At 58.2% G+C, this 13,959-nt stretch carries 18 protein-coding genes; 10 read left to right on the forward strand and 8 right to left on the reverse strand.

Translation table 11 applies throughout. The features are described 5' to 3' along the window. Positions 1 to 36: 36 nt before the first annotated feature. From BM035_RS18360 to BM035_RS18370, 3 genes are all read left to right on the forward strand, one after another. Positions 37 to 783: an AzlC family ABC transporter permease gene (locus tag BM035_RS18360; RefSeq protein ID WP_092033614.1), complete on the forward strand. Its 747-nt coding sequence runs from the start codon at positions 37 to 39 to the stop codon at positions 781 to 783. Then, entirely contained in the window at positions 773 to 1,084 is a 312-nt protein-coding gene (locus tag BM035_RS18365; RefSeq protein ID WP_008173928.1) for an AzlD family protein, read from the forward strand. The genes BM035_RS18360 and BM035_RS18365 overlap by 11 nt, the downstream gene beginning before the upstream one ends. An 88-nt stretch (positions 1,085 to 1,172) precedes the next feature. Continuing rightward, the gene (locus BM035_RS18370) at positions 1,173 to 2,489 is read left to right on the forward strand and encodes a hypothetical protein (RefSeq protein ID WP_092033617.1); all 1,317 of its coding nucleotides are present in this window, start codon (positions 1,173 to 1,175) and stop codon (positions 2,487 to 2,489) included. 133 nt (positions 2,490 to 2,622) lie between these two features. On the opposite strand, the gene BM035_RS18375 is transcribed toward BM035_RS18370, so the two are convergent. Further along, positions 2,623 to 3,393: a DUF3750 domain-containing protein gene (locus tag BM035_RS18375; RefSeq protein ID WP_092033620.1), complete on the reverse strand. Its 771-nt coding sequence runs from the start codon at positions 3,391 to 3,393 to the stop codon at positions 2,623 to 2,625. Between the two features lie 192 nt (positions 3,394 to 3,585). Here BM035_RS18375 and BM035_RS18380 point away from each other — a divergent pair, with 192 nt between their 5' ends. Further along, positions 3,586 to 3,801: a dodecin gene (locus BM035_RS18380; protein ID WP_008173934.1), complete on the forward strand. Its 216-nt coding sequence runs from the start codon at positions 3,586 to 3,588 to the stop codon at positions 3,799 to 3,801. An 11-nt stretch (positions 3,802 to 3,812) separates the two neighbouring features. Here the strand turns inward: BM035_RS18380 and BM035_RS18385 are convergent, their stop codons facing one another. Continuing rightward, positions 3,813 to 4,478 carry a hypothetical protein gene (locus tag BM035_RS18385; protein ID WP_053112759.1) on the reverse strand — a complete coding sequence of 222 codons (666 nt, stop codon included), beginning with the start codon at positions 4,476 to 4,478 and terminating at the stop codon, positions 3,813 to 3,815. 48 nt (positions 4,479 to 4,526) lie between these two features. Then, complete coding sequence (locus tag BM035_RS18390) at positions 4,527 to 5,693, reverse strand: GNAT family N-acetyltransferase (protein ID WP_008173939.1); 1,167 nt, start codon at positions 5,691 to 5,693, stop codon at positions 4,527 to 4,529. Between the two features lie 173 nt (positions 5,694 to 5,866). Between BM035_RS18390 and BM035_RS18395 the strand changes: the two genes are divergently transcribed. After that, complete coding sequence (locus tag BM035_RS18395; RefSeq protein ID WP_008173941.1) at positions 5,867 to 6,553, forward strand: response regulator transcription factor; 687 nt, start codon at positions 5,867 to 5,869, stop codon at positions 6,551 to 6,553. After that, positions 6,550 to 7,872, forward strand: a complete 1,323-nt coding sequence (locus BM035_RS18400) for a sensor histidine kinase (RefSeq protein WP_092033623.1) — start codon at positions 6,550 to 6,552, stop codon at positions 7,870 to 7,872. The genes BM035_RS18395 and BM035_RS18400 overlap by 4 nt, the downstream gene beginning before the upstream one ends. On the opposite strand, the gene BM035_RS18405 is transcribed toward BM035_RS18400, so the two are convergent. Next, the gene (locus BM035_RS18405; protein WP_008173944.1) at positions 7,828 to 8,028 is read right to left on the reverse strand and encodes a hypothetical protein; all 201 of its coding nucleotides are present in this window, start codon (positions 8,026 to 8,028) and stop codon (positions 7,828 to 7,830) included. The two genes, BM035_RS18400 and BM035_RS18405, sit on opposite strands and share 45 nt — an antisense overlap. A 12-nt stretch (positions 8,029 to 8,040) precedes the next feature. On the opposite strand from BM035_RS18405, the gene BM035_RS18410 reads away from it, so the two are divergent. From BM035_RS18410 to BM035_RS18425, 4 genes are all read left to right on the forward strand, one after another. Continuing rightward, positions 8,041 to 8,646 carry a YigZ family protein gene (locus tag BM035_RS18410; RefSeq protein ID WP_008173946.1) on the forward strand — a complete coding sequence of 202 codons (606 nt, stop codon included), beginning with the start codon at positions 8,041 to 8,043 and terminating at the stop codon, positions 8,644 to 8,646. An 81-nt stretch (positions 8,647 to 8,727) separates the two neighbouring features. Beyond that, positions 8,728 to 9,255, forward strand: a complete 528-nt coding sequence (locus BM035_RS18415; protein WP_175497418.1) for a DUF4136 domain-containing protein — start codon at positions 8,728 to 8,730, stop codon at positions 9,253 to 9,255. Positions 9,256 to 9,289: 34 nt separating this feature from the next. Continuing rightward, positions 9,290 to 9,646, forward strand: coding sequence for a translation initiation factor Sui1 (locus BM035_RS18420; protein WP_092033629.1), 357 nt, complete (start codon positions 9,290 to 9,292; stop codon positions 9,644 to 9,646). Between the two features lie 143 nt (positions 9,647 to 9,789). After that, the gene (locus BM035_RS18425) at positions 9,790 to 11,043 is read left to right on the forward strand and encodes a D-amino acid dehydrogenase (RefSeq protein ID WP_092033632.1); all 1,254 of its coding nucleotides are present in this window, start codon (positions 9,790 to 9,792) and stop codon (positions 11,041 to 11,043) included. A gap of 53 nt (positions 11,044 to 11,096) precedes the next feature. Here BM035_RS18425 and BM035_RS18430 read toward each other — a convergent pair whose 3' ends face one another. The 4 genes from BM035_RS18430 to BM035_RS18445 all read right to left on the reverse strand — a co-directional run bounded on the left by BM035_RS18430 (position 11,097) and on the right by BM035_RS18445 (position 13,952). After that, a complete protein-coding gene (locus BM035_RS18430) occupies positions 11,097 to 12,740 on the reverse strand; it encodes a fatty acid--CoA ligase (protein ID WP_092033635.1) in 1,644 nt (547 codons plus the stop codon). Positions 12,741 to 12,927: 187 nt separating this feature from the next. After that, positions 12,928 to 13,209: a pyrimidine/purine nucleoside phosphorylase gene (gene ppnP / locus BM035_RS18435; protein ID WP_088827498.1), complete on the reverse strand. Its 282-nt coding sequence runs from the start codon at positions 13,207 to 13,209 to the stop codon at positions 12,928 to 12,930. Between the two features lie 70 nt (positions 13,210 to 13,279). Next, a complete protein-coding gene (gene mnhG / locus BM035_RS18440; protein WP_014577876.1) occupies positions 13,280 to 13,687 on the reverse strand; it encodes a monovalent cation/H(+) antiporter subunit G in 408 nt (135 codons plus the stop codon). Continuing rightward, on the reverse strand, positions 13,680 to 13,952 hold the full coding sequence (locus BM035_RS18445; RefSeq protein ID WP_014577875.1) for a monovalent cation/H+ antiporter complex subunit F: 273 nt from the start codon (positions 13,950 to 13,952) through the stop codon (positions 13,680 to 13,682). Before BM035_RS18445 ends, mnhG begins: the two co-directional genes overlap by 8 nt. Between the last annotated feature and the right edge of the window lie 7 nt (positions 13,953 to 13,959).

Below are 13,959 nucleotides of genomic sequence, written 5' to 3' on the forward strand. Positions count from 1 at the left end.
ATACGCGGATCGGGGAAACTGACCTAGTTTCCCCGGATGTCTGTCGCTTCCTATTCTTATCAGCTACAGCCGGCCCGGGTACGGGTGGAGTTTTTCCGGCTGCTTCCCATCTCGTTATTCGTGGTGGCTTTTGGCGCTGCCTTTGGCTTGGCAGCTACCCAGAAAGGCCTTGAGCCGCTCCAGGCGATGCTGATGAGTGCGACGGTGTTTGCCGGGGCCTCCCAGTTTGCTGCCGTCGATATGTGGGGCACCGAGGTATCTGTACTCCCGATGATCGCGGTGGTCTTTGCCATCAATTCACGCCATCTGCTCATGGGCGCTTCGCTGTACCCGATGCTGAGAGACGTCTCGCCGGGCAAGCGCTATGGCCTCTTACTGTTGCTGACCGATGCCAACTGGGCGGTTTCGGCCCAGGAATACCAGAGTGGCCGGCGAAACCTGGAGGTTATCCTTGGTGGCGGGTTGGCTCTTTGGCTGGCCTGGATCATCGGGACCGGTCTGGGCGTCTATTTTGGTGGCCTTCTGCAGGATCCCAAATCCCTGGGCCTGGACATGGTTCTCGGCTGTTTCCTCCTGGCCATGGCGCTGGGCGGCAAGAAATCCCCGAGAGTGCTCGTGGCCTGGACCGTTACAGCGCTGGCTTCATTGGCGGCCTGGAAATGGTTGCCGGCGAATACCCACGTCGTCGTGGGCGCGCTCGCCGGTGGTGCGATCGGGTTCTTCTGGCTCGAGCGAAAGCCTGCGCCTGCTTCTGACGCGGAGGACAGCACCCATGACCGTTGAGACCACCACAGCCGGTATTCTGTTCCTGATTGCGATCATGACCGCCGTTACACTGGTAACCCGTTTTGGCGGCGTGTTCATCATGTCGTTCGTGAAGATCAATCCTCGTATCGAGAGCTTTATCAACACCATGGCCAGCTCGGTCCTGATTGCCATCATTGTGCCCATGGCCGTGACGGGGGACGCTGGTGCGCTGGCGGCCCTGACCACGACGGCGGTTACCATGCTGGCGTTGCGTAAACCTCTCCCGGCCATTGCCGCCGGGATTGCCGCTGCCGGAATCGTGCGGTTTCTGGCCTAACCTCTCGAATCTGAAGTGATTAAAAAGTGCTCAAGTCCGGGGGGCTGCGGCCGATATACCTGTGTAGTAATTACAGGTGCCCAAAGCCATGATTTCCTCCAGCCAGATTTCGCTTTTCCAGGACAGTTCCCGCCAGGTATCGGCTTTCGACAGCACGCAGCTCCGCATCAACCGGCAATCTGCCGCTGCGCCGCAGGCCAATGAGAACGCGGTTGGCTCAGAGTTAACGCTCATGCGCCAGGCTGCCTATCGTTACAGCAGCCAGGAGCAGCTCGCCTTCAGCGGCAGCAGCACCGTGACGGATGGCGGTCAGCAGAGCGTCTTTACCAGTGCGCAGCTTGCCGAGAAAACCTCGGAGTTGTTTCTGATGGGCCAGCAGGCACTGAGCGTTAGCCGTGCCGCGCTCGGTGGTGATGCGGGTGTTGAGGGTCGGGGCAGTGTCTCGGTTTCTGCCGGACGCTATATGTTTTACTCGGAGAGCGAATCCAGAAGCTTTGCCTCCACTGGCACCATCGCATTGGAGAATGGTGAGACCATCGACTTCACCCTGTCACTGCGACAGTCCCAGTCCCGGACCTACGAGTACTCGGAACTGGTGCAGATTCAGGAACGGCCACTCACCGACCCTCTGGTGATCAACTTCGGCACTGCCACAGCCCGCCTGACCGATACCCTCTTCGAGTTCGACCTGAACGGTAACGGTGAAACCGGGCAGTTTGCCACCCTGGGCAGCGGTAGCGGCTACCTGGTGCTGGACCGAAATGGCAACGGCAAAGTGGACGACGGCTCCGAACTGTTTGGTCCCCGGAGCGGCTCCGGCTTTGGCGAGCTGGCCCGGTTCGATGACGACGGTAACCGCTGGATTGATGCCAACGATGAGATCTTCGAGTCGTTGTCCGTGTGGGTCCTGACTGCAGACGGCTCACAGGCACTGAAATCTCTCTCAGAAGTCGGCGTTCAGGCGCTTTATGTGGACAATGTAGAAGACCGCTTCACGCTGGCCAACAATCAGGGTGTGCCGCTGGGCCAGATCAAGGGTTCGGGAATCTATCTGAGCACAGACGGCGAGGTTCGCACCCTGGAAGAAATCGATCTTGCAGAACAGAATACCGTCGAAGCGCCGACCGCTGAGACGGTCCTGAGCGCGGAGCGTGGCTCGCCAGACCGCGGCGGTAGTGGCTTGGTGGAGGCCAGGGTGGAAGCGATACGTTCGGCGCTCGTGAAGCTGAATGAAATTCGTGAAAAGCAGAAGGCGTTTATCGAAGAATCGAAAGACGCCGGCAAGCCCGAGTCTCCCATTGCAGACTATTTGAAGCTGATCGATAAGATGCGGCTGGAAATGTTGAACAGCCAGGACGAGAAGAAGCAGGCGGCGAGCCGGTATCTGGAGTTTGCCAGTCTTTGATGTCTGGATTTGGAGCACGAAACAGGCGGGCTGGGGTTCCCAAAAAACGCTGTAAATACGTCCGTGTACGCTTGGCTCCGCCATCCATGGCTCCGCACATTTTTGGGAACCCCTGCCCGCCTGTTTCCCGAACCTAAGGGGAATTTTCAGCTATCGGGTTGTGGTTTCTAAGCGCTAACTCGCCGATGCCTGGCAGTTTGATCCCCAAAGCCAACGGGTTGATACCGAAGGATAGGCCCAGAAGGTTCAGCTCCAGTCCCTCGCGGACACCCGCCAGCACACCAAAGTACCCACCCAGTGAGACCTGATAACCCGCGCCACCCGGAACCTCTGCGATAATACGGTCGCCGAGGTAGTCCTTGCCGATCGCGTGGTTCGGCAGAGCCACATCGAGGCCCTCAACCTCCCTGATTACCCAGGCCACGAAAGTGTTGCTGTTGGGGCCGGGCCAGGCTTCGTATTCGGTCGGGTAGGGGTAGGACGCCACTGCCTGGTAGATGTCGGGAATCAGCTTTTCGGCTTCTTCGCCGCGGATATCGGCATAGAGGTTCGGCTTTGCACCGTACCAGTGTCTGTCGGGCTCACCGGGCCGTGAATTTACCACGTAGCTGCGCCAGCCAGTCACCTCATGAACCCGATAATGGCTGGCCCCTTTTTCCTTGGTGGCTATCCAGGTATGGACAGCAAAGTAACCTCGCCAACTCCAGGCCCGGGCGCCGTATACCTGAACGATGGCTTCCTCGGCCTGTTCTGGCAGAGGGGCAATTCGGGCGCTTTCCCGGGTGGCTGTTTGCCAGCTCTCGGCTCCCTGCAGGCTGCCACTGGTGGCCAGCAGAATCGGGCCAGCCAGCAGCAGGAGCACGGCGCCGAAGAACCAGCCGGTGTATCTGAAAAATCGTTTCATGAACTCAGTCCGAAGCGTGGGGTAGACGGGACCCTCTGAGTGACAGAAAGTTCCTCACGACTACCTGGATTATAGGGGACAGATACGCCAGCCGTGGGTTGGCGGATGAGGCTTGTACCGGTCTGTGGTTTGCCGTGAGGACGCTTGTCTTCTAGGCTCAGAAATACAAATCGCAATTCCCAGGAGGCTTTAATGTCTGACCATCACGTGTACAAAAAAGTGGAAATTGTCGGGTCTTCCAAGAAAAGCATTGAAGACGCCATTGAGAATGCACTTGAGGAATGTGGTAAAAGCGTTCGCAACATGGAGTGGTTTGAGGTAACCGAAACCCGCGGCCATATCGTTGATGGCAAGGTGGGCCATTATCAGGTCGTAATGAAAGTCGGTTTCCGTATCGCCAACAGCTGAACAGGCGCTCCCTAGTTACTGCGAATTGCCCGGTGCCGAATGGACGAGACCAGCTGGTTCATCAGCTCCCGGGCCTCGCCCTCGTGCAGGCTTTGGCATTTGTCCTGCAAGACCCGGCGATCGTGATTGGATGAGTCGCTAGGGACATCTTTTAGCAGGTCCAGATACTGGCAGGCCGCAAGGTGCGCCTTGATCTCGGCATCAATCAGCCGGGTAACCAGTTCATCGACGGACTCTGTGCAGAAGGGGCGGTTCCGGTTAAGCAGCTCTCGGGCCTCCAGGGCCGCATTGCGAGCTTCCAGTCTGAGTTCGCCGGCCGCTTCGCCGCCTTCAACCGCCCTCAGGAACATGCCCAGGCGTTCATGAAGATTCCATACCTGTGGCCAGATCCTGGCGTAGGCTTCCACTTCTTTCTGATAGCGGGCTTCTTCAACTGGGGAGCCTGAAGCGCCATTGCCGGACTCACCCGGACGATTGAATTGTGCTACCCGTATGTCGTCAACTTCCCGCCACAGCGTATCGGAACGCTCCCGTAATGCGGTCAACTGGTCCTCGCTACGCCGGCGAGCGCCCGATCCGATGAACAGGGCAATCACGGCCAGGCCCAGGGCGGCCGCTGAAAGCAGAAGCGGCAGGCCGCCTGCCGATAACATGCTCCACAATGGGTCTGTATCCATGGTGTCTGACCCCCGCGTAAATCCAGTCTGGGTCTATCAGTATAGAAGTTAATCCGGCGTCTGCTGTCGGAAGGGCAGGGCGGATTCCGCATCGCTGAAATAAGCACGCACGTGGTCCGCCTCCTCTCGGGTGAAGTTTTCTATGGCTTCGCGGAAGCCGGGGTGCAGAACGCCATGCCAGGAGTGGGTGATTACCGGCTCAAAGCCACGTACCAGTTTGTGTTCGCCCTGGGCGCCGGCATCAATATGGCTGAGGCCGAGGTCCATCGCCAGTTCGATGCCCTGGTAGTAGCAGGTTTCAAAGTGCAGGTGGTTATATTCGTCAAGGCAACCCCAGTAACGCCCGTAGAGGGTGGTTTTGCCCGCCAGGAACAGGGCACCGGCAATCATTTCGCCCTCGCGCACTGCCATCACCAGATGTACGTGTTCGGGTAGCTGTTCCAGAAGCAGCTCAAAGAATCGCTTGTTGAGGTAAGGTCGTTGGCCCCGTTTCAGATAAGTCGCCTGGTAAAACACATAGAACGCGGAAAGCACGTGCTCCGGAATATCCCGGCCATGAAAGCGTGTAAAGGAAATTCCCTGGTCCGCAACCTGGCGACGTTCCTTGCGGATGGACTTGCGCTTGCGGGAAGTCAGCGCCGCCAGGAAGTCCTCGAAATTACGGTAATCATGGTTATGCCAGTGGAACTGGCATCCGATGCGATGTAAGGCCTGCTCGTGTTGAAGCAGCTCCTGGTCCTCTTTGCCGGGAAACAGCAGGTGCCAGGAGTGGGCTCCAAGTTCATCGGTCAGCCTGTCCAACAGGTGATGAACCTGTTCCGGTACCAGCTGTTGTCGAATGTCCGGATCCAGCAGCAGCCTTGGGCCTGAGGATGGCGTGAAGGGAATGGCGATCAGTAATTTTGGATAGTACGCCAGCCCATGCCGCTGGTATGCATCGGCCCAGGCCCAGTCAAACACATATTCCCCCATGGAGTGGCTCTTCAGAAAAGCCGGCGCAAGGCCGACGATTCTGCCAGCCTTTCGGAACACGAGGTGACGTGGCGACCACCCGGTCTCCGGGGATGTGCATCCGGACGCTTCCAGTGCCTGGAAAAACTCGTAACGAAGAAATGGATTGCTATGCCCAGCCAGCCGCTCCCACTCAGGGGCGGGAATATCATTGATGCTGGTGCAGGTTTCCAGTGTGAGAGTCGCTGGTCCGGGTTCTGACATGGTGAGGGAAAACTCCTTTATGTACCCGATACCATACGTCAGAAGACGGCTTTTGATCACCCCGGGGTCAGTGTAAAGGTTCTGCAAAGTGACCTGGCCCGAATCAGTGGTTTGCGGGTAGCGTGTTAGACTTCAGCAGCAACTGTGGTCGGCACGACAGGTGGAGAAGCGACATGCAGAACAGGGTGTTACTGGTCGAGGACGATGATGAATTGCGGGAATTGCTTGCCCGTTACCTGACCAATCAGGGATTTACCATTCGGGAAGCTGCCAATGGCCGGGACGGCCTCGCCCTGGCGCTGGGTCAGGACTGCGATATTGTCGTGCTGGACATCATGCTGCCGGATATCAGTGGCCTCGAGGTGTTGCGGGAACTGAGGGCAGAGACCCATCTGCCCGTGGTATTACTGACCGCCCGGGGCGACGAAACGGATCGAATCGTCGGTTTCGAGGTTGGTGCCGATGACTATATTCCCAAACCCTGTAATCCGCGCGAGCTGGTGGCCCGGCTGCAGGCGCTTTTGCGGCGGATTGCCTGGGACCAGAAAACCGAAGTCAATGCGGCCCGGACCTATGGCGACCTACGTGTCGAGCCGGGCCATCGCCGAATTTACCAGAATGATGTGGCGATGGAGTTGACCGCCACCGAGTACGAGGTTCTGCAGGTTCTTCTGGCACACGCAGGCAGCGTGGTCCGCAAAACCGATCTCATGCAATGGGCGCTGGGCCGGCGCCTTGAAGCTTACGACCGCACCCTTGATATGCACATCAGTAACCTTCGCAAAAAACTGGGCAACGACGACCCGCCCCGTATCGAAACCGTTAGGGGGCTGGGGTACAGCTATCGGGTGCCAGAATGAAACAGCGGCCCATGTTCCCTCTGTTCTGGCGGATCTTCCTGTCGATCTGGCTGGCTATGGCGGTCACCGTGGTGGCCAGTAACCTTGCAACCAGGATGCTTCTGGACCGGGAGCGGGAAGCCATCGAGCGCCAGGCAGGTCTGAGGGATCTGGCCGAAGAAGCTATCGCAATTCGCGAGGCCGGCGACCGTGGCGAAGCGTGGCGTTTTCTGCGGGACGAAGGCGAGCGTCTTGAACTGTTTCTGGTGTTGCTCGAACAGGATGAAAACGATGGCAAGCTGCCCTCGTTCATCCGCGACCGCATGAAATCCGGCTGGTACCCGCAGAAACCCGCGGTACTGGACGTTGGCGGCGGTTACCGGTTGGTGGCCTGGCCACGGGTGCAGGGCGCCGGCTGGCTCAACCCGAGATTCTTCAGGGCCATCGAGCTCGGGCTGGCCCTGCTGATGATTTCACTGGCGTGCTGGTGGATCGCCCGCCTGGTATCGCGACCGTTGAAACACATGGAAAGCACCGCCCAGGCGATTGCGGCCGGTGATAATTCTCTGAGAGTCAGCGAAAAGATCGCCCAACGCCGGGATGAGGTGGGGCAACTGGCCACGGCTTTCAATGCCATGACCGAACAGCTCTGCAGTCTGCTGGAACGCCAGAAACATCTGCTTCGGGATATTTCCCACGATTTGCGAACGCCGCTCACCCGCCAGCGTATAGCCATTGAGCTGGCAAACGAGGCCGGTGCAGATGAAGAGCTGATGGCCAGCATTCTGCGCCAGAACGAACGGCTTGAAACCATGACCGGTCAGATACTGACGTTATACCGGGTTACCGAAGCCGGCGGCGATATCGAGCGCGAGCCCCTCCGGCTGGTGCATGTGATCAATCAGGTCCTCAAGGATGCAGCGGACTATGCCGAACACCAGGGTGTGGACTGCAAACTCGTGGTGTCGCCGGAAAGTTCAAGGGCGTCGGTGCTGGGTGATGAAGGGCTTTTACAGCGAGCCATCGACAACATCCTGCAGAATGCCCTCGACCACACGCCACCTGGCAGGGCTGTTCATCTGGCCGTGACGGTGGCCGATGACTGGTTGACGCTAACGGTTGATGACGAGGGGCCGGGCGTTCCGGATGAGCTGATCGGCCAGCTTTTCGAGCCGTTCTTCCGCGCAGACAAGTCTCGCGGGGGCACGGGCTGGGGGCTTGGCCTGGCCATTTCCAGAGACATCGTAGCGGCCCACGATGGCGTGATCGGGGCAGCAGCGGGAGAAACTGGCGGCTTACGGGTGACGCTTCGCCTTCCGGTGTTTTTCGGGGGCGGCTGACTCCGGCTCCGGGTCGGAAGGTTTCAGTTTTTCGGCGCCGGAAAAGTCGATACCCTCCTGCAGCTCGTCTTCGTCAAAGCGGATTCCGCAGGCCGCTTTCCGAATCTTCGCGGGCTTTGCCGTGCCCGGGTTGTTGTATTCGTCTTCAGAGGCCATAGGTCGTTGTCCATGAAAAAAGATTACCCCGTTCCGGCAGGATACCTTGAGCGTGAAACGGAAGTGAAGAAAAGCCGGTTCATTGCCCGGGTAGCCCCGGTGAGTTCGCGGGAGGAGGTGAAGGACTGGCTGGAACAGGCCCACCAGGACCACCCGGACGCCCGGCATATCTGCTGGGCCTACCAGATCGGGCGTCCCGGTTCTGCCGCCGAAGCTGGTATGAACGATGATGGTGAACCGTCCGGAACGGCCGGAAAGCCGATTCTCAACGTGATTCAGCACAAGGATATGGGAGATGTGCTGGTGATGGTGGTCCGTTACTTTGGTGGCATCAAACTGGGCGCCGGTGGCCTGGTGCGAGCCTATGCCGGAGCTGCAGAGAGCGTGCTGTCGGCTGTTGACCGGGTGGTCCAGAAGCCCATGGTGGACGTGCTGGTGCTCCTGTCATTTGCTGACGAGCAACCGCTGCGGCACTGGTGTGAGATGAACGGGGCATCGGTGGAATCGGTGGATTACGGGGCCTCGGTACGGGCCGGTGTTCTGGTTCCCGAGGATCAGGTCGAGGCATTCGGAGCCTTCTGCGATGCCCATAAACTGGATTACAGTTTAGAAAGGTGACGGATCCCGGGGGCATCGTTGTGCGTCTGCGAGGCGTATACTGTTCGTAAATCTGAGTCTCAATCGAGGACAGGAATCATGATGCGTTTTCTGATGTTAGCGGTTGTTGCACTGGCCATGACCGGTTGTGCCAGCAACGTGGTGACCGACTACAACTCTTCCGTGGTTTTCGGTAATTATTCCTCCTGGGCGTTTGCCGGTGGCACCGATTCGTCTTCCTTTACCTCACTCGACGGCACTCGGGTGCGCAGTGCCGTCGAGCGAGAGCTGAATCGCAAAGCGCTGAAACAGGTCCCTGAAGCAGAGGCCGACTTGCTGGTAAGCTGGCAGATCGTGCCCGAGGAGCGTCTTGAGCAGACGGGGCTGGGACTCGGATTTGGTTTTGGCAGCGGGAATTTCGGCTGGGCCCTGTCTGCGCCGCCACCGGTACGTGAAATTGAAGAGGGAAAGCTGGTTGTAGAACTGGCAGACAGCAAGTCGAAAGAAGTTGTCTGGCGCGCCGCCAGTCGGCGCTATCTCAATGAAAACCAGTCACCCGAGACCCGAATAGAACTGATCGACGAGGTCGTGGCCGAAATGTTTACCAAGTATCCTCCCGGTCTCGATTGAAGGCGTTACAAGACAGGAATAGCACGGAGACAGAATGAAGAAGCGATCTGAGGGCGGTCTGGTTTTTTCGACCGAGCAGGGGCGTATGTGCCCGGATTGCCGTAACCCCGTGAATGAATGTACCTGCGGTACATCATCACGGCCTGCCGGGGATGGCATTGTCAGAGTAAGCCGGGAGACCAAGGGCCGCAAGGGTAAGGGTGTCACCCTGATTACCGGCATTCCACTGGACGACAAAGAACTGAAAGCCTATGCCAAGGTGTTGAAAGCCAAATGCGGCACCGGTGGCACAGTAAAAGATGGTGTGGTCGAAATCCAGGGCGACCAGCGGGATCTTCTGGTTCCGCTGCTTGAGCAAAAGGGGTGGACGGTGAAGCGCGCCGTTGGCTGATGGTATAACACGCAAATCCCCCACGCTCACGTTACAATAGAGCCCGCGTTAACAAATCCCGACTTTCATACCAACCGGAATCTGCCCAGAAATCCCTGCAATTATGCCGTTGGATGGCGGATTCTGTTCGACCGGAGGCAAGCATGCATATACTGGTTTTGGGCGCAGGCGTTGTGGGTACTACCACGGCCTGGTATCTGCAGAAGCAGGGGCACCAGGTAACTGTGGTTGATCGCCAGAACCAGGCCGGCCTGGAAACCAGTTATGCCAACGGCGGTCAGATCTCCGTTTCCCATGCGGAGCCGTGGGCCAACCCGTCCGCCCCTCTGAAAGTCATGAAATGGCTGTTCCAGCCCGACGCGCCCCTGCTGTTCCGGCCAAGACTGGATCCCGCTCAGTGGCGCTGGGCGCTCTCTTTTCTGGGGCAGTGCACCTCGGCCCGGGCTGCCCACAACATCCGCCAGATGGTAAATCTCGGCACCTACAGCCGCAGCCAGTTGCAGGCCCTGCGTAAGGAAGCGGGCATCGAGTACAACCATCTCGAGAAGGGTATTCTGCACTTCTACACCAATCCTGCAGAGTTTGACGGTGCCATGGAGCCGACCCGGATCATGCAAGATCTGGGGTGTGACCGTCAGATTATCGATGCAGACCGGGCGGTAGAGCTGGAGCCGGCACTCAAGCCGATCCGCAACCGGATTGCCGGGGCAACCTACACCTCGGAAGACGAATCCGGTGATGCCCGGATGTTTACCCAGAACCTTGCAAAACGCTGCGCGGAGGCCGGCGTAGAGTTCCGGTACGGCACTGAAATCCTGGGCTTCGAACGCGCCGGCGAGCGGGTACTCGGTATCCAGACGCTCCGGGACGGCCATCATGAGACGCTGCGCGCGGATGCCTACGTGCTGAGCATGGGCAGCTTCAGTGCGGCGCTCGCCAGTCAGCTCGGTATTTTCCTCAACATCTATCCGGCCAAAGGCTATTCGATTTCGGTACCGGTGAAGAACGAGGAGGCGGCGTTCAACGTCAGCCTCACTGACGACGAGTACAAGCTGGTTTATTCCCGCCTGGGTGATCGCATGCGCGTGGCGGGCACGGCCGAACTGAACGGCTACAGCCGGAAACTGAACTATACCCGCTGCCGCGCTATCGTGCGCCGCACAGCGGAAGTCATGCCCGAAGCAGGTTACTGGGATCAGGCGGAGTTCTGGACCGGTTTACGGCCTGCGACGCCCTCCAACGTGCCGTACATCGGAAAAAGCCACTTCGCCAACCTCTACCTGAATACCGGACACGGCACCCTTGGATGGACCCATTCCTGTGGTTCCGCCGCGGCCCTTGCGGACATTATTGACGGCCGCAAGCCTGAGGTGGATTTTACGTTTTCCGGCCTATAAAAAAGGGGCCAGATGAGGTGTGTCATCTGGCCCCTTCCCAAACGCCTCACTGATTACTGCAACTGATCCCGAATCAGTTTCTTGTTGATCTTGCCAACACTGGTCTTCGGAATATCTTCCACGAAATCAATATGCTCCGGGATCGCCCATTTATTGATCTCGCCGCTTTCCACAAACTGCTTCAGATGGTTCTGGATATCCTCGGCACTGGCTTGCTCGCCCGGCTTCAGGGTGACCAGAGCATGCGGGCGTTCGCCCCATTTCTCATCGGGCACGCCCACCACCGCAGCACCGGCGACAGCGGAATGCTGGCTGATCAGGTTTTCCAGATCCAGTGAAGACAGCCACTCACCACCGGTTTTGATCACGTCCTTGATGCGATCCTTGATGGTGATTGTGTTGTCCGGCTCCATGGAAGCTACGTCGCCGGTGTGAAGCCAGCCACCTTCCCAGAGCTGCTCGCCTTTCTCGGGCTCCTTGAAGTAACCCTGGGTCAGCCATGGCGCGCGGGCCACGATCTCTCCTTTGGCCTCGCCATCATGGGGGACCGGATTGCCTTCGGGGTCCACAATTTCCAGCTCAACCATGGGCGTCGCAATACCGGTCTTCACCCGGATCGCAGTTTGCTGCTCAAGAGGCAGTTCCAGGTCTTCGGGCTTCAGGTGCGACGCGCAGAGCAGCGGACAGGTCTCAGACATGCCGTAGGCGGTGTAAAGTTTGATGCCGAGCTTGGCCCCGGCGTCGCAAAGCCCTTTGGTGAGTGCGCTGCCGCCGATCAAGACGTGCCAGTTGCTCAGGTCGGCCGTCTTGATGGATTCGGTGGCCATCATCATCTGCATGATGGTGGGCACGCAGTGAGAGAAAGTCACTTTGTGTTCCTTGAGCAGATCCACCAGCAGCTCAGGCTCATAGCGGCCCGGATATACCTGTTTGATGCCCATCATGGTGGCGGCATAGGGCACGCCCCAGGCATGCACATGGAACATTGGCGTCACTGGCATGTAGACCGACGAGGAACGCATCAGCGGCATCTCGTCGAATGACGCCACAGTGCCCGTCATGGCCAGCGTGTGCAGTACCAGCTGGCGGTGGCTGAAGTAGACACCTTTGGGATTGCCGGTGGTGCCCGTGGTGTAGAAGGTGGTCGCTACACTGTTTTCGTCGAAATCGGGGAAGTCGAACTTGTCATTGGCCCTGGCGAGAAGGTCCTCATACTCCCCGACAGCCTCAACAGGTGCCTGTTGTGCGGCATCGCTGTCGGTGAGCTGGATCCAGGTCTTGACCGTTTTGATCTCGTCTTTGACGGCCTCGATGATCGGGAGGAAATCGTCGTGAACCAGAACCACATCGTCTTCGGCGTGATTCATGGTGTAAACGATTTGGTCCGGGGACAACCGGATGTTGACCGTGTGCAGAATGGCGCCAATCATCGGAATGGCAAAGAAGCACTCCAGGTACCGGGGGGTATCCCAGTCCATGACCGCAACGGTATCGCCCGGTTTCACGCCGGCATCGGTCAATGCGTTTGCCAGACGGTGAATGCGCTCGACGAGATCCGTATAGGTGTACTTGCTGCGGTTGGAGTAGACAATTTCCTGGTCTGGATTGTACCTGGGGCCCGAGAGCAGGAGTCGTTTGATCAGCAGCGGGTACTCATAGGCGTTTTCAGCCGGGGGTAGAATGCGTGTCTGTGCCATTACGTGTGTCCTCTTTCCCAGTTGTTGGTGTTATCGCGAGAAACAGGAATAAATCTGACACAGATTGGCTGAAACAGGAACCGAAAAGGGTGAAAAAATGCAGAGCGAACGGTGGCTTAGGTGCGAAATCCGTTTCGCTCTGCGGACGCGCCCCTCAGGGGCAGCGATATTACTCGTAGGTGCGGAATTACTCGTAGGTGCAGAGGTAAGCCGTGTCGATGTCGGTCTTTGCCTTGAAGCTGGCCTGACCCGCTACGTCAAAACTCTCGCCGGCACCGTAGGTCATCCACTCTTCCATGCCGGGGAGCAGCACAGTGAGGGCGCCGCTGATGACGGTCATGGTTTCTTTCTTGCTGGTACCAAACTCGTACTCGCCCGGGCTGATCACGCCAACGGTGGCTGGCAGAGTCGAGGTCTGGAAGGAAATGGACTTGGCCTGGCCGTCGAAATATTCATTTACTTGCAGCATATGCTGGCTCCTCGAATGATGTGGGCAGCCTACTATACGGGAATTTCGTGCACTTCCAATGACAAAATAATCAGCCTGAGCCGTCCTTGTTATTGTCGGGCACTGCTCGGTCTGTTTTGGTTTCAAGTCCGCTGTAAAGCTTGTGGGTGTCCGGATCGTATCGTTCCCGCAGTTCGTCCTTGGTGGTACCGCTCCAGAGCGAAATTCCGGTGAAGTAACCTGCCCGCCCGATGACATGAGCAGCGATCGGAGCGGTCAACAGGATAAACACGATGAAGGCGATTGCCCTTGCCGCGACCGCGCTGTCTGAAAAGTGCAGTGCTACCCCGGCCATCGTGAGTATCGCGCCCATCGCGCCTGCTTTGGTGGATGCGTGCATGCGTGTTGGCAGGTCTGGCAGTCTTACGATGCCGATGGCCGCAAGCACCATGAATGAGGCCCCTGCCAGCAACAGGATGGAAACGAAAATTTCACTCATCCTTGACGCCTCCACGCTCCAGGAACCTGGCGAACCCTATTGCCGCGAGGAAAGCGGTGAGGGATATCACGATCGCCACATCAAGAAAACTGGAGACACCGGTATCAATGGCGTGAACCCCAACGTAGCCAACCACCACGGAAGCAATCAGCTCAAGTGCAACCACGCGGTCCGCCAGGGAAGGGCCCCGGGTTAAACGGATGAAGGCAAAAAGTAACGCCAGGGACAGCATGAGATACACAATATTAATGGCGATTCCAAGCATGGTGGGC

Origin of the sequence: Marinobacter sp. DSM 26671, assembly GCF_900112835.1 — a bacterium.
Taxonomy (GTDB): Bacteria; Pseudomonadota; Gammaproteobacteria; order Pseudomonadales; family Oleiphilaceae; genus Marinobacter; species Marinobacter flavimaris.